14 protein-coding genes are annotated in these 15,787 nt (G+C 56.2%); 3 read left to right on the forward strand and 11 right to left on the reverse strand.

Annotated elements, in window-relative coordinates; genetic code table 11:
- Positions 1–16 precede the first annotated feature (16 nt).
- Complete coding sequence (chiQ, locus tag O1721_RS10465) at positions 17–343, forward strand: ChiQ/YbfN family lipoprotein (protein ID WP_032649993.1); 327 nt, start codon at positions 17–19, stop codon at positions 341–343.
- A gap of 142 nt (positions 344–485) precedes the next feature.
- Here chiQ and fur read toward each other — a convergent pair whose 3' ends face one another.
- The 4 genes from fur to ybfF form a co-directional block, all read right to left on the reverse strand.
- Positions 486–932 (reverse strand): ferric iron uptake transcriptional regulator, encoded by a 447-nt coding sequence (gene fur, locus O1721_RS10470; protein ID WP_010428651.1) that lies wholly within the window; start codon positions 930–932, stop codon positions 486–488.
- Positions 933–1,223: 291 nt separating this feature from the next.
- Positions 1,224–1,754, reverse strand: a complete 531-nt coding sequence (gene fldA / locus O1721_RS10475) for a flavodoxin FldA (RefSeq protein WP_003858653.1) — start codon at positions 1,752–1,754, stop codon at positions 1,224–1,226.
- Positions 1,755–1,909: 155 nt separating this feature from the next.
- A complete protein-coding gene (gene ybfE, locus O1721_RS10480; protein WP_003858652.1) occupies positions 1,910–2,197 on the reverse strand; it encodes a LexA regulated protein in 288 nt (95 codons plus the stop codon).
- 128 nt (positions 2,198–2,325) lie between these two features.
- A complete protein-coding gene (gene ybfF / locus O1721_RS10485) occupies positions 2,326–3,099 on the reverse strand; it encodes an esterase (RefSeq protein WP_023296122.1) in 774 nt (257 codons plus the stop codon).
- Between the two features lie 183 nt (positions 3,100–3,282).
- On the opposite strand from ybfF, the gene seqA reads away from it, so the two are divergent.
- Complete coding sequence (seqA, locus tag O1721_RS10490; protein WP_003858650.1) at positions 3,283–3,828, forward strand: replication initiation negative regulator SeqA; 546 nt, start codon at positions 3,283–3,285, stop codon at positions 3,826–3,828.
- A 24-nt stretch (positions 3,829–3,852) separates the two neighbouring features.
- On the forward strand, positions 3,853–5,493 hold the full coding sequence (gene pgm, locus O1721_RS10495; RefSeq protein WP_032647715.1) for a phosphoglucomutase (alpha-D-glucose-1,6-bisphosphate-dependent): 1,641 nt from the start codon (positions 3,853–3,855) through the stop codon (positions 5,491–5,493).
- 145 nt (positions 5,494–5,638) lie between these two features.
- On the opposite strand, the gene potE is transcribed toward pgm, so the two are convergent.
- The 7 genes from potE to kdpB all read right to left on the reverse strand — a co-directional run bounded on the left by potE (position 5,639) and on the right by kdpB (position 15,784).
- Positions 5,639–6,952, reverse strand: a complete 1,314-nt coding sequence (gene potE, locus O1721_RS10500) for a putrescine-ornithine antiporter (RefSeq protein WP_003858648.1) — start codon at positions 6,950–6,952, stop codon at positions 5,639–5,641.
- Positions 6,949–9,147, reverse strand: a complete 2,199-nt coding sequence (gene speF / locus O1721_RS10505; RefSeq protein ID WP_032647717.1) for an ornithine decarboxylase SpeF — start codon at positions 9,145–9,147, stop codon at positions 6,949–6,951. The genes potE and speF overlap by 4 nt, the downstream gene beginning before the upstream one ends.
- Before the next feature lie 255 nt (positions 9,148–9,402).
- Positions 9,403–9,507: a leader peptide SpeFL gene (speFL, locus tag O1721_RS10510; protein WP_003858645.1), complete on the reverse strand. Its 105-nt coding sequence runs from the start codon at positions 9,505–9,507 to the stop codon at positions 9,403–9,405.
- A 278-nt stretch (positions 9,508–9,785) separates the two neighbouring features.
- A complete protein-coding gene (gene kdpE / locus O1721_RS10515) occupies positions 9,786–10,463 on the reverse strand; it encodes a two-component system response regulator KdpE (protein WP_003858643.1) in 678 nt (225 codons plus the stop codon).
- Positions 10,460–13,147: a two-component system sensor histidine kinase KdpD gene (gene kdpD, locus O1721_RS10520; RefSeq protein ID WP_023303300.1), complete on the reverse strand. Its 2,688-nt coding sequence runs from the start codon at positions 13,145–13,147 to the stop codon at positions 10,460–10,462. The genes kdpE and kdpD overlap by 4 nt, the downstream gene beginning before the upstream one ends.
- Positions 13,148–13,723: a potassium-transporting ATPase subunit KdpC gene (gene kdpC, locus O1721_RS10525; RefSeq protein ID WP_015571119.1), complete on the reverse strand. Its 576-nt coding sequence runs from the start codon at positions 13,721–13,723 to the stop codon at positions 13,148–13,150. It lies immediately after the preceding gene.
- A gap of 12 nt (positions 13,724–13,735) precedes the next feature.
- A complete protein-coding gene (gene kdpB, locus O1721_RS10530; RefSeq protein ID WP_032647720.1) occupies positions 13,736–15,784 on the reverse strand; it encodes a potassium-transporting ATPase subunit KdpB in 2,049 nt (682 codons plus the stop codon).
- Positions 15,785–15,787 lie beyond the last annotated feature (3 nt).

The following is a 15,787-nucleotide window of genomic DNA, read 5'->3' on the forward strand; positions in this document are numbered from 1 at the left end:
ATGGAGACTGCATATGATGAAAAAAATGGTAATCGTTGCGCTGCTGGCATCGGGGCTGGTGGCGTGTGCGCAGGATCAGGCGCAGAAAGAAGACTTCCGTCTGAAGGAGGCGTATAGCGCCTGCATCAATACAGCACAAGGATCGCCAGAGAAGATTGAAGCCTGCCAGAGCGTGCTGAATGTGCTGAAAAAAGAGAAAGCGCATGAGCAGTTTGCGACGCAGGAAAATGTTCGCGTGATGGATTACCAGGCCTGTATCCAGGCGCGGAAAAGCGGTAACGATCAGGAAGTGGCGAAGCGTTGCGATAAGATCTGGGACGAGATTCGCAATAACAATAAATAAGTTGCTTTATGCCCGGTGGCGCTGCGCTTACCGGGCCTACAACGGTGTCACAGCCCGTAGGCCCGGTAAGCGCAGCGCCACCGGACTTTTTTCAGGCAAAAAAAAGCCAACCTTACGGCTGGCTCAGAGTATGAACACGATATTATTTCGCGTCGTGCGCGTGGTCGTCTTCGCGGCAATCGCCTTCAGCGCAGTGACCGTACAGGTACAGGCTGTGGTTGGTCAGGCGGATGCCATGACGGGCGGCGATTTCACGCTGGCGTGATTCAATGGAATCATCGCTAAATTCAATGACCTTGCCACAGTCGAGGCAGATCAGGTGATCGTGGTGATGCTGCTGAGTCAGCTCGAACACGGATTTACCGCCTTCGAAATTATGACGAGTAACAATGCCCGCGTCATCAAACTGGTTCAGCACACGATAGACGGTTGCCAGCCCAATCTCTTCACCCATATCGATAAGACGCTTATAAAGGTCTTCCGCACTGACATGGTGATTGTCTGGCCCCTGAAGCACTTCAAGGATTTTTAACCGAGGAAGCGTTACTTTCAGGCCAGCTTTCTTTAATGCGGTATTGTTGTCAGTCATGCGGAATCTGTCCTGTTGCTAAACGATTCACTTCAAAAGAAGAAGTGACAGAAAATGCACTTGGGATAATGCGTCTCATTATAGAACTGCCATGGCTAAATGAAAACTGCAAGTCTCAAGCAAAGTATGCTTATAAAAACGTGGTATCACCAACAAACTTGTTCGATGGCACCCACTTTTTACCAGGGGGATATTGTACAGGTCTGGGCGAAAAAGTTAAAAGTTTGTAGCAATTAATTTAATCGGTTTTACCTGGAAAACGGGCGCAACCGGAGTTGCGCCGCAGGGATATCAGGCGTTAAGGATATCGTCCAGGTTCAGCTCTTCACGAACCTGCTTAACCCATTTTTCTACACGCTCAGCGGTCAGCTCTGGCTGACGGTCTTCATCAATGGCCAGGCCAACGAAGTGATCGTCATCTGCCAGACCTTTGGACGCTTCGAAATGGTAACCCGCCGTTGGCCAGTGACCGACGATCGCCGCACCGCGTGGCTCAATGATGTCGCGAATAGTGCCCAGCGCATCACAGAAATATTCAGCATAGTCTTCCTGATCGCCACAGCCAAACAGGGCAACCAGCTTGCCGTTGAAGTCTACTTCTTCCAGCGTCGGGAAGAAATCGTCCCAGTCACACTGTGCTTCACCGTAGTACCAGGTCGGGATGCCCAGCAGCAGGATGTCATAGCCCTCGAGATCTTCTTTGCTGCTCTTGGCGATGTCATGCACATCAGCAACGTCTTTACCGAGCTGTTTTTGAATGTTTTTTGCGATATTTTCAGTATTGCCGGTATCACTGCCAAAGAAAATGCCGATGATTGCCATGAGTAAAATAACCTCTTGAAACTTAATGGTATGGTGGCGCAAATTGTCCACGGATAAGGGCAATAATAGCAGAACAGGCAACCCTGCGGAAACAGCTATCACGCAGGACTGCACTCTGTGCTACATGAAAAAGGTAATATTGGGGATTTTCTGACTCACGCCTTGCCGCGTAACGTCTCAAGCTGGGCGATCAGCATCTCTTCGATCAGTTCGCTGCGGCTGATGTTGCGCGCGTCAGCTAATTCGTTAAGCGCATCGACGGCATCGGCATTCAGCTTCAGTTCGACACGCTTAAGCCCACGATTTTTATCGCGTTTAAGCTGGTTGCGTTTATTGATACGCAGCTGTTCATCGCGCGAAAGCGGATTCGTTTTCGGTCGTCCCGGTCGACGCTCATTCGCGAACAGATCTAGTGTCGTACGGTCCGTTTGTTCTTTGGCCATGATTCTGAGACTTCGGGGGAAACACGCCGCCCTGCTAATGCCCGGGCGATAAGCGCGCCATCATACATCACCCAAATCCACACGCCAACGACTGGAAGCCCGTCGTCTTCCGGTCGCTGGCTTTTTAATCAATTCGCTGTATCAGTAAGATAGCGGCGAATGGCGCGCAGGACGGCATCCGGTTTTTCCGCGTGTACCCAGTGCCCGGCACCGGCAATGACGTGAGCGCGAGCTTGCGGGAATTGCGCCAGCAGCGTGTCACGGTACGCGTCAGTGACGTAAGGGGAGTTGCCGCCGCGAATAAAAAGGGTAGGGTGCGGCCAGGCGGGGACGGTTTCCCAGCCCACAATATGCGAATACTGATCCCACAATACCGGGACGTTAAAGCGCCATTGTCCGTCAACAAACGATTTCAGCAGGAACTGAACTACGCCTTCCTCATCAAGATGCTCACGCATAACGGCAGCCGCCTGCTGGCGGGTTGCGACACCCGCTTCGGTGACCGCATTGATGGCGGCAAAAATCTCATCGTGACGGCGAACGTCGTAATTGACGGGCGCAACGTCGATGACCACCAGCCCGGAAATTCGCTCAGGGGCCAGCGCAGTGAGCGCCATCACCGCTTTGCCGCCCATTGAATGCCCGATAAGCGTCGCTTTCTGGATATTATTCGCATCGAGGGTGTCCCGCAGATCCTGCGCCATGGCTGCGTAGGTCATCTCCTCCGAGCGCCCAGAAAGACCGTGATTGCGCATATCAACCTGGAGGATCGCGTGATCGGTCACTAAATCGCGCGCCAGCACACCCAGATTATCCAGGCTACCAAACAGGCCGTGAACCAGTACGATGGGAGAATTATTGTTCGGCGATTGTGCAGTTTGCGCTCGGGTATTCAATTTCATGGCAAAGTTCTTTTTTTAGGTTTGTCAGGTTAGGGTATCATGTTGACCATTCTGCCGCCCGGGGGCAAGGATCCAGTTTAATCTGACTTTTGCCGCCAACCTGGTTTGACGCTATCCGCTGTTGGGATTTGACCTTATAATCTCAACGACTTGTATTCAGATAAGATATCGCACTGGATTAAGATGAAAACAATCGAAGTTGATGACGAACTCTATCAGTATATTGCCAGCCAGACGCGGCATATTGGGGAGAGCGCGTCCGACATTTTACGGCGCATGCTCAAAATTTCCGCCGCCTCACAGCCCACTCCTGTCACTAAAGATGTCGTGTCTCAGCCGAGCGTTGTTGCACAAGTAAAACCTGCCGTCATGCCGGCAAAAGACAAAGTGCGAGCGATGCGCGAGCTGCTGCTGTCCGATGAATATGCCGAGCAGAAAAAGGCGGTTAACCGCTTTATGCTGGTGCTGTCTACACTTTACTCACTGGATAACAACGCATTTGCAGAAGCGACAGAGTCGCTGCACGGTCGCACGCGCGTTTACTTCGCAGGCGACGAGCAGACCCTGCTGCAAAATGGCAACCAAACCAAACCCAAACACGTTCCCGGTACACCATACTGGGTGATCACCAACACCAATACGGGCCGTAAGTGCAGCATGATCGAACATATCATGCAGTCCATGCAGTTCCCGGCGGAATTGATCGAAAAGGTTTGCGGTACAATTTAACCCTTGCATCAGAAGGACCAGGCAATGGCAAATCACAGCCGTGCAGGACAACCTGCACAACAACGCGATTTGATTAACGTCGCTCAACTGACCGCGCAGTACTACGTGCTGAAGCCGGTGGTGGGCAACGCAGAACACGCAGTGAAGTTTGGTACATCTGGCCACCGCGGTAGTGCGGCGCGCCACAGCTTTAACGAACCGCACATTCTGGCCATTGCTCAGGCCATCGCGGAAGAGCGCGCCAAAAATGGCGTCACCGGTCCGTGCTATGTAGGGAAAGATACCCACGCCCTGTCTGAACCTGCTTTTATCTCCGTGCTGGAAGTGCTGGCGGCGAACGGCGTAGACGTGATTATTCAGGAGAACAACGGTTTTACGCCAACGCCAGCGGTTTCTAACGCTATTCTGGTACACAACAAAAAAGGTGGCGCGCAGGCTGACGGCATTGTGATCACCCCGTCCCACAACCCACCGGAAGATGGCGGCATCAAGTACAACCCACCTAACGGTGGCCCGGCGGATACCAACGTCACGAAAGTGGTGGAAGATCGTGCCAACGCGTTACTGGCTAACGGTCTGAACGGTGTGAAACGCATCTCGCTGGATGAAGCCATGGCCTCCGGCCACGTGAAAGAGCAGGATCTGGTGCAGCCGTTCGTGGAAGGGCTGGCGGATATCGTCGATATGGCCGCTATCCAGAAAGCCGGTCTGAAGCTGGGCGTGGATCCACTGGGCGGCTCCGGTATTGAATACTGGAAACGCATTGCCGAGCACTACAAGCTGGATCTGACCATCGTGAACGATCACGTCGATCAGACCTTCCGCTTTATGCACCTGGACAAAGACGGCGCGATCCGTATGGACTGCTCCTCCGAATGCGCAATGGCTGGCCTGCTGGCGCTGCGCGACAAGTTCGATCTGGCGTTTGCCAACGACCCGGACTACGACCGCCACGGTATCGTCACCCCGGCAGGGCTGATGAACCCGAACCACTACCTGGCTGTTGCAATCAATTATCTCTTCCAGCACCGTCCGCAGTGGGGCAAAGAGGTCGCGGTGGGTAAAACGCTGGTCTCTTCCGCTATGATTGACCGTGTGGTCGACGCGCTGGGTCGCAAGCTGGTGGAAGTGCCGGTGGGCTTTAAGTGGTTTGTTGATGGTCTGCACGACGGCAGCTTCGGCTTTGGCGGTGAAGAGAGCGCGGGGGCATCCTTCCTGCGCTTCGACGGCACCCCATGGTCAACCGATAAAGACGGCATCATCATGTGCCTGCTGGCGGCGGAAATCACCGCGGTCACCGGTAAGAACCCGCAGGAACATTACAACGAGCTGGCGGAACGTTTTGGTGCGCCAAGCTATAACCGTATTCAGGCTAGCGCCACGTCTGCGCAAAAAGCAGCTCTGTCAAAACTCTCTCCGGAGATGGTCAGTGCCAGTACCCTGGCAGGTGACCCGATCACCGCGCGTCTGACGGCGGCGCCGGGTAACGGCGCATCCATCGGCGGCCTGAAAGTGATGACCGAAAACGGCTGGTTCGCCGCGCGTCCATCCGGTACGGAAGATGCGTACAAAATCTATTGCGAAAGTTTCCTCGGCGCTGAGCACCGTCAGCAGATTGAGAAAGAAGCGGTAGAGATTGTCAGCGAAGTGCTGAAAAACGCGTAAGTCGTGATCTGGTGCGGGCTGATGCCCTCACCCCGGCCCTCTCCCACTGGGAGAGGGAGAAAACATAAAAAACGGCAACCTCAGGGTTGCCGTTTTGCATTGACCTCGTAGGCCCGGTAAGCGCCAGCGCCACCGGGCTTCTTTTTTAACTATGTTTATTCTTCAGTTCAAACCGTGGTGAGACCAGACCGTACAGCGTCCAGCCCATGAATGTCACCATCGCCCCATACAGCATCGCCTCCTGACCGGACGAGTAGAGCGCATAGAAGCTGTAAATCGCCCCAATCAGCGCCACGATATTGGCCGCCCGGGCTTTGCGCGGATCCACCTTCGCCACCTTCTGAATAATCACCAGCGCCGCCATCGACAGAATGTACGGAATGATGTTCGTCACCACCGCCAGGTTGACCAGCACGTTAAACTGGCTGTTCAGCGACGGGCTAATGGTCATCAGCGACAATCCGCTCTGGAAGATGACAATCGCCAGCATGCCCTGCACCGGTGCATCCGCTTTGGTGACGCGGGAGAAGATTTTCGGGAAATAACCTTCGTCAGCGGAAGATTTGAATACCTGGGCGATGGTGAACTGCCAGCCCAGCAGCGAGCCGCAGCAGGACATCACCATCAGTCCCATGATCACTTTCCCTACCTCCGGCGTAAACATCTGCGCAAACGCCAGTCCGAACGGCGCCGTGGAGTTAGCCAGATCCATGTTGGGCACAATTCCTGCAATCACGTTGGTCGAGACGATATAGATCACCGCCGCCCCCAGCGTCCCGCCGAGTACCGCGATCGGCACATTTTTCTCCGGGTTTTCCACCACTTCCGCATTCGCACAGGCCGACTCCAGCCCGAGGAAGGCCCACAGCGTCATGGCGATGGACGATCCCACGGCGGTGAAGAACGGTACGTGATGCGGATTCCAGGAATTGGCGTACAGCGTCGGGCTGAACCAGAACCAGCCGATGATGCACAGGCCGACAACCGGGATGATGACGCCCCAGACGGTGATGCTGCTGAGCTGTCCGGTGATGCGCGCGCCGCCAAAGTTAGCGACGGTGCAGATCCAGAGCACGCCGATGGTCGCCAGCCCAATTTGCACCGGGGTCAGCGTCGCGCCAAACAGCTCTGTGCCGTAACCGACAGCGGAAATGGCAATCGCCACATTGGCGATCAGCAGCGACACGCCATAGGTATAGTTCGCCATAAAGTTACCGGACTTACCAAACGCATATTCGGCATAGCCGCCCATGCCGCCGGACTTGCGGCTGAACATACCGCACTTGGCAAACGCCCACGCCAGCGCCATCGAACCCACGGCGGTAACAAGCCAGGAGATAATCGAAATCGTCCCCACTTCAGCGAGCTTGGTGGGGAGCATGATGATCCCCGAACCCATCATATTCACCATGGTGAGAATAGTGAGTTGCACCACGCCCATCTTGTTGGCCTTACTCATAATTTTTCTCCTTTCAGCAGCGATGGCTGAGCGGCAGGTTGTTTGATGACGTAGCAGCGCACCTGTTTGCGACCGTCACACTCCTCGACGTAAACCCCCTGTAACTCCGGCGCAAAACCCGGCAGCAGATTGATCCCGTCTTCCAGCGCGGCGAAATAGCGCAGCACGGAACCGCCCCAGACTTCTCCCGGCACCACGCACAACACCCCCGGTGGGTAAGGCAGCGCGCCTTCCGCGGCGATACGTCCTTCCGCGTCGCGCAGGGACACCAGCTCGACCTCACCGCGCAGATAGGTATAGTTCGCCTCCTGCGGGTTCATCATGACGCGTGGGAAGTGAGACTTGCGGAACATCTCTTTTTGCAGTTGCTTCACGTTATGGCGGGCGTAGAGGTCATGCATCTCCTGACAAATCTGACGCAGGGTATAATCCGCATAACGTTCCGGATGTTGCTTATAAAGAGAGGGCAGAACCTCTTTCAGCGGCACATCGCTCTGGAGCAGTTTTTCGAAGCGCACCAGCTGGGCGACGAGCTGCTGCAATTTGCCCATGTCCTCCGCCGGGGTGAGCAGGAACAGAATGGAATTGAGGTCGCATTTTTCCGGCACGATGCCGTTTTCACGCAGGAAGTTGGCGAGGATGGTCGCGGGCACGCCGAAATCATCGTACTCACCGGTGCGGGCGTTGATGCCCGGCGTAGTCAGCAGCAGTTTGCAGGGATCGATAAAATACTGATGCTCGGCATATCCCTCAAAGGCGTGCCAGCGTTCGCCCGGAACGAAATGGAAGAAGCGCAGATCGGTAGCAATCTCTGCCGTATCCCAGCTTTCCCATGGACGGCCATCCACCGTCTCCGGCACGAACGGACGAATAAACTGACAGTTCTGAAGGATCAGTTTCCGCGCTTCAATACCCGTCACCACGCAGTCCATCCACATGTTGCGCCCACTTTGCCCCTCGTGCATGCGGGCGTTGATATCCAGGGCGGCAAACAGCGGATAAAACGGGCTGGTGGAGGCGTGCATCATAAAGGCGTTGTTGAGGCGTTTATGCGGGACATAGCGCGGCTGGCCTTTTATGTGGCTGTCCTTCTTATGGATTTGCGAGGTTTGCGAGAAGCCCGCCTGCTGCTTATGCACCGACTGGGTCACCAGAATGCCCGGATCGTTTTCGTTCAGCTCCAGCAGCAGCGGCGAGCAGTCGGCCATCATCGGGATAAACTGCTCGTAACCCACCCAGGCGGAGTCAAACAGAATGTAATCGCACAGGTGACCAATCTTATCCACCACCTGACGGGCGTTATAAATGGTACCGTCGTAGGTGCCCAGCTGGATCACCGCCAGACGGAACGGACGTTCATCCCGCGCACGGCCAGGCGCGACCTCTGACACCAGCTCCCGCAGGTAGCTCTCGTCGAAACAGTGTGCGTCGATACCGCCGATAAATCCGTACGGGTTGCGCGCCGTTTCCAGATACACCGGCGTCGCGCCCGCCTGTAACAGCGCCCCGTGGTGATTAGATTTATGGTTATTGCGATCGAACAGCACCAGATCGCCTGGCGTGAGCAGGGCATTGAGCACCACCTTGTTGGAAGAGGAGGTGCCGTTCAGCACGAAGTAGGTTTTATCCGCATTAAAGACTTTTGCCGCATGCTGCTGGGCGATGCATGGCGCGCCTTCGTGGATCAGCAGATCGCCCATTGCCACGTCGGCATTGCACAGATCGGCGCGGAAAAGCGTTTCGCCAAAGAAATCGACAAACTGGTTTCCGGCCGGATGGCGGCGGAAGAACTGGCCTCCCTGATGTCCGGGGCAGTCAAACGCGCTGTTCCCCTGCTGGACGTAATCGACCAGCGCGCGGAAGAACGGCGGGCGGAGCTGGGTTTCGTACTTCTGCGCAGCCGCTTCAAGCTGGCGTCCGTAGTACGCATTGCTGGTGTCGGAGTACTCAAAAACGCCGTGAATACGCGACAGAAATTCAGCCGGAACCCTTTCTTCTTTATGCGTGGCAATAAACACCGGGATGCCGAATCCCGTGGCTTCTATTTCTTCTATGGCGCCATTGAAAATATCGCTGACGGCCAGAACCACGGCTGCCACATCAATATAATCTGATGCGGTGATATCCACGATGTCGCGCGAAGTGGTAAAGCATTCAGGGCAGGCACGGCTGACGGCAATTTTTAACGTTTTCATCTTTATCTCTTTATTTCAGGCAATATGGGGCCCTCGACTTCTTGCGGTAAAGAAATCGATTATTTCCGGAAAAAAAAGCAAAGCGTGTCCGCTGATACGAAATCAGTTAATTGCTTTTTTGCTGAGTAGAATTCAGTCCGCCCGGTTGCGGAGAATCTGAATCACAAGGAATGAGCGCAGGTGTTCACAGGCAACAGCCTGTAAAATAGCGTTTTTCAGGATAACCTGTAAGCAGATGCGCCAGAAGTCGAAGGACTACCGGGCGTTAAAGAGATGAAAGTCAAAACAGTTACGGTGGGCAAACATCATGATATGTGTTGTCCGCCTTATATGGGGCATTAAACGATTATTGTTTTCCATGTTCAGTTTCCTTTCAGTAATTGAAAGCATGGTCATTTTATCCAGGAGAAAGGGATTAACTGTGAAACAGATCACCAATAACCGATCATTTCAGAAATAATTAGTCGTTTTGAGTGAATAACGCAGATCAAAATGCTGTTTTGTTGGTTCGGTGTTAAATTGATGTTTTAATTGTGTTTAAAGAGGGCGGGTATAGCTATGAAAATAAACTCATCGTTATTTTCATGGCTATATTAAGGCTGGTATGTTTTTTATTTAAAATTAAAGTGAATACTTATTCAGATCATAAACCGATATCCGATACCGGTTTCTGTTAATAAATGACGAGGACGCGCGGGATCGGCTTCAAGTTTCTGGCGAAGGTGTCCCATATAAATGCGTAAATAGTGACTATGCTCGACAGCATTCGGTCCCCAGACCTGGCTTAACAGCTGTCGCTGCGTTAACACTTTTCCGTGGTTATTGAGCAGCACGGCCAGCAGACGAAATTCGATAGGCGTAAGGTGGATCTCTTCTTCCCCACGCACGATGCGGCGGGCGGCAAGATCGACGCGGATATCGCCAAAGGCGTACACCGGATCGGAAGGGGACGTGGCACTGTGTCGACGCAGCGCCACACGAAGCCGGGCCTGTAACTCGCCAATGCCAAACGGTTTGATCAGATAATCATCCGCTCCGGCATCCAGCGCGGCGATTTTATCCGTCTCTTCGGTGCGGGCAGAGAGCACCAGAATGGGCATCTGGCTCCACTGACGCACCTCACGAATAAAATCGATGCCGTCGCCATCCGGAAGTCCCAGATCCAGGATCACCAGATCTGGCTTGCGGGTGGCGGCTTCAATTAACCCCCGTTGAAGCGTACCGGCTTCATGCACGCGCAAGCCGTCGCCTTCCAGCGCGGTACGCAGAAATCGGCTGATAGCGAGCTCATCTTCAACAATCAGAACGTTAATCACAAATCCTCTGGTAATTCATCAAGTTCTGGTGGGGTTTCAAGAGGAAGTGTAACACAAAAGCGTGCCCCACCTTCCGGGCGGTTCTCTGCGGAAATGGTGCCACCATGCACGTCGACAATCGCCTGGCAGATCGCCAGACCCAGCCCAACGCCCGGAATGGCGGATTCCTTATTACCGCGCGCAAATTTTTCGAATATGGCGCGCTCCTGACCGGCCGGAATACCCGGCCCGTTATCCCAGACGTCGAGCCGCAGCACACGTTTATCCACCCTGGCAGCAATCCCCAGCCGGGCCTTTGTCCCGGCGTATTTAGCCGCGTTTTCCAGCAGATTAATCAGCACGCGCTCAAACAGCGGGCCATCCACATGGATTAACGTCAGGGGTTCCGGCATGTCCAGCTCAATATGTCGCCCGCCGAGACCCGGCTCCAGCATCTTCAGCGCACTGCCGACAACCTCCTCAAGGGTGAGCCACTCTTTTTTGAGGTTAAACCCGCCGGACTGAATGCGCGCCATATCCAGCAGGTTGTTCACCAGGCGCGTGGTATTCAGCACGTGCTGGCGAATTTCGCTGGCCTGCATCGCGTGCTTTGATCCTTCCGCTGCCAGATCCAGCGTCAGAATTTCGGACTGGCCAAACAGCACGGTAAGCGGGGTGCGCAAATCGTGAGACAGCGCTGCCAGCAGCGAATTGCGAATACTTTCGCGCTCGCTTGCCAGCCGCGCCTGCTCTTCGCTGGCGGTGAGCGCCAGCCGTTCAAGGGCGCTGGCGACCAGCAGGGTGAAGGTTTCCAGCAGGCGCTGCTGCTCTGGGATCATCAGCTGACGCAGGTTAGACGGCTCGACGATGACCAGCCCGTGATTCTTATCCGCGCTGCGCAGCGGCAGGATCTGGTAAGGCACGCCGGGCAGCGTGTCGGTGCCGGCGCCGGCAGGTAACCCCTTATCGAAACTCCAGCGGGCAATCGCTTCATCCCAGGGCGTCATCCCCGAAGGGGAGGTCAGCGGGCGAAGGCGCCCCTGTTCGTCGGGGAGCAAAATCAGGTTACTGGCATGAAAGGTCGAACGGATAAACTGCTCGCTGGTCTGCACGATATCCCGCTGCGTGCGGCCAACCGCCAGCGATTTTGACATTTCATACAGATGGCGCGTGCGCTGCTCGCGATAGCGGGCAATGCGTGCCTGGTAGCGTACGCCTGCCGTCAGATTCCCGATCACCAGCCCGACGGTAAGCATCACGGCAAAGGTCAGAATGTACTGCACGTCCGAGACAGCAAGCGTCCCGCGCGGAGCGATAAAAAAAAGGTCGAAGCTGATGACGTTGATCACCGTTGCCAGCACCGACGGCCAGCGGCCATAAAAGAGCGCGACCACAACGACGCCGAGCAGATAAATCATGACCAGATTGGCGGCGTCGAAGGCGATGAGCCACTGGCTGGCAATCACCGTAATCAGGGCGCAAAGGACCACGGCCACCAGGCAACCCCGGATCTGAATGCGCCATTTATCGCCAAAGGTGCGAGCATCCGGCGTACGGTTGGGCAGAGGGGCGGGCTTGTCATCCAGCGCGACGATGACTAAATCAAGATCCGGCGCGCGGCGGGCCAGCCTGTCGGCAAAAGATTCGCGGCTAAACCAGCGGCGATGCTGTCGACGTCCAATGACAATCTTGCCCAGGTTGTGCTCGCGCGCGTAGCGCAGAATGGCTTTATCTTCCTGCGGTTCGGAAAGGGTGGCGGTTTCGGCACCCAGCTCCTGCGCCAGCCGCAGCGCGCTCAAAATGGCGCGACGCTGATTTTCTGGCAGGCCATGCAGCTGCGGCGTTTCGACGTAGACCGCGTGCCAGACGCTGCCAAATTTCGCTGCCAGCCGGGCGGCGGTGCGAACCAGTTTTTCGTTGCCGCTGCCGTGACCAATGCATAACAGAATGGCGTCCCGCGTGTGCCAGACGCGCTCTTGTCCCTGTAGGTCTCGCCAGGCGCGCATCTGGTCATCAACGCGATCGGCGGTGCGGCGCAGGGCCAGCTCGCGCAGGGCAATCAGGTTTCCTTTGCGGAAAAAATGTTCGATGGCGCGTTCGGCCTGGCCGGCAATATACACTTTGCCTTCGTGCAGGCGCTGGCGTAGATCGTCCGGCGGCAGGTCAACCAGTACGACTTCATCGGCAGAATCAAAAAACGGATCGGGGACGGTTTCCCGCACCTGGATACCGGTTACGCCGCTCACTACGTCGTTCAGGCTTTCCAGATGCTGAACATTCACCGTGGTGAAGACGTTAATGCCTGCCTCAAGCAGCTCCTCAACATCCTGCCAGCGCTTCGGATGGCGGGAGCCTGGCGCATTGCTGTGCGCCAGTTCGTCCATCAGGATCAGGGCAGGGCGGCGGGCGAGGGCGGCATCAAGATCAAACTCCGTGACCAGCCGCCCGCGATGGCTGATACGCTGGGGCGGCTGCGTCGCCAGCCCCTTCAGCAGCGCAGCCGTCTCTTTGCGACCGTGGGTTTCCACCACGCCGATGAGAATATCAAGCCCCTGCGCCCGAAGCCGCTGGGCTTCCGTCAGCATGGCGAAGGTTTTCCCGACGCCCGCGCAGGCGCCGAAGAAAATTTTCAGCTTGCCGCGGTGGGCTTCAGCCGTCTGTTCAAGCAGCCTGTCCGGATCCGGGCGCATGGGCTCGTCGGTCATTTAGTTCTTCCTTAGCGCGTCCAGCGCCAGATTCAGCTCAACAATGTTCACTACCGGCATGCCGATGAAGCTGACCAGCGGCTTTTGCGTATGTTCTGCGACCAGCTGGCTCACCTGCTCGACGGTCAGCTGACGGGCGGCTGCCACGCGTGGGATCTGCCACACCACCGCATCCGGCGTCAGGCTGTAATCCAGCCCGCTCGCGGAAGCGGTGATCAGCTCAACCGGCACCTCACGGCTGGCCTGCGGATTCGCGGCGCGCAGGGCGGCAACGCGTTCAGCAACGGCTTTGTCCAGGTCAGGATTACTGCCAGCCAGATTGCTGCCGCCGGAGGCCATTGGATTATACGGGCTTTCCGCAGTGGCGGAAGGGCGTCCCTGGAAGTAGCGCGGGTCCGTAAAGTTCTGCCCAATCAGACGCGAGCCGCGGTTTTCACCGTTCTGGATAATCAGCGAGCCGTTGGCCTGATCTTTAAACCACCACTGGCCCAGCGCGGTAGTCATCAGCGGGTAAAGCCCGCCGGTAATCAGAGACAGCAGAATAAACAACAGTATAGCGGGACGTAACATCGTCATTGGATCCACCTTTTAAACCAGCCCGAACAGCGTTAACAGCATGTCGATAACCTTGATCCCAATAAAGGGCACCACCAGCCCACCCAGACCGTAAATCCACAGGTTACGGCGCAGCATGGCGGCGGCCGTCAGCGGCTTATAGCTCACCCCTTTCAGCGCCAGCGGAATAAGAAAGACAATAATCAGCGCGTTGAAGATCACCGCGCTCAAAATGGCCGAGGCCGGAGAGTGCAGGTGCATCACGTTCAGGGCATTCAACTGCGGGTAGGTTGCCGCAAAAGCCGCCGGAATGATGGCGAAATACTTCGCCACGTCGTTGGCGATACTGAACGTGGTCAGCGAGCCGCGCGTCATCAGCATCTGCTTCCCGATATGTACCACTTCGATCAGCTTGGTCGGGTTCGAGTCGAGATCCACCATGTTGCCCGCCTCTTTTGCCGCCTGGGTACCGGAGTTCATCGCCACCGCCACGTCGGCCTGCGCCAGCGCCGGGGCGTCGTTGGTGCCGTCGCCGGTCATCGCCACCAGACGGCCTTCCGCCTGATACTGGCGAATGAGTGCCAGCTTCGCTTCCGGCGTCGCTTCGGAAAGGAAATCATCCACGCCCGCTTCGGCGGCAATGGCCGCCGCAGTCAGACGGTTATCCCCGGTGATCATCACTGTTTTAATGCCCATCTTACGCATCTGGGCGAAACGCTCTTTAATACCGCCTTTAACGATATCCTTCAGGGCGATAACCCCCAGAACGCTTGCACCTTCCGCCACCACCAGCGGGGTTGCTCCCTGACGCGCCACGCTTTCCACCAGGTTGTCGACTTCCGGGGGGAAGTGTCCATTATTGGCTTCAATATGACGGCGAATGGCATCAACGGACCCTTTACGGATCATCCGGTCCTGAATGTTAATTCCGCTCATTCGGGTTTGCGCCGTAAAGGGCACGAACGTGGCGTGCAGGCTCTGAACGTCGCGCTGGCGCAGGTTAAAGCGCTGCTTGGCGAGGATCACGATACTGCGGCCTTCCGGCGTTTCATCGGCCAGCGAGGAAAGCTGCGCCGCGTCAGCCAGCGTTTTTTCATCCACGCCGGGAGCAGGTAGAAAGTCAGAGGCCTGACGATTGCCCAGGGTGATGGTCCCGGTTTTATCCAGCAGCAGCACGTCTACGTCACCCGCCGCTTCAACGGCGCGTCCGCTGGTGGCGATGACGTTCGCGCCCAGCATCCGGCTCATCCCCGCCACGCCAATCGCGGAAAGCAGGCCGCCGATAGTGGTGGGGATCAGACAGACGAGCAGGGCGATCAGTACGGTGATGCTAACCGCTGTACCGCCGTAGGCGGAGAAAGGCCACAGGGTCGCCGTTGCCAGCAGGAAAACAATGGTGAGCGCCACCAGCAGAATGGTCAGGGCGATCTCGTTCGGCGTTTTACGACGCTGTGCGCCTTCCACCATGGCGATCATCCGGTCGAGAAAGGTTTCGCCCGGGTTAACGCTGCACTGGATCACCAGCCAGTCGGAAAGAATGCGCGTTCCGCCGGTAACTGAGGCGAAATCTCCGCCCGACTCACGGATCACCGGTGCGGATTCCCCGGTAATGGCGCTTTCGTCTACCGACGCGCCGCCCTCAATCACCTCACCGTCGCAGGGGATGATGTCGCCAGCTTCCACCAGCACCACGTCACCTTTGCGCAGTTCACCCGCCGGAACGTGGTCCATCTGCGCGCCGTATTTAGGTTCGCGTAATTTGCGCGCAAAGGCGGTCTTTTTTACCCCTTTCAGGCTGTTGGCCTGTGCCTTACTGCGGCCTTCCGCTAACGCTTCGGCGAAGTTGGCGAACAGCACGGTAAACCACAGCCACAGGCTGATGGCGGCGGTAAAGGTTGCATTCCCTGAAAGGTGTCCCGTTCCCATGGCAATCGCCAGTGCGGTAGTGAGTAAACTTCCAGTCCAGACAATAAACATCACCGGGTTGTGCCACTGCACGCGCGGGCTCAGTTTTTTTACCGCATCCATGAGGGCCTGACGAACTAACGTCGGTTCGAGCAGGGCCAGTTGTTTACGACTCATGAC

Source organism: Enterobacter cloacae complex sp. HYC033_NIDB (assembly GCF_056673335.1).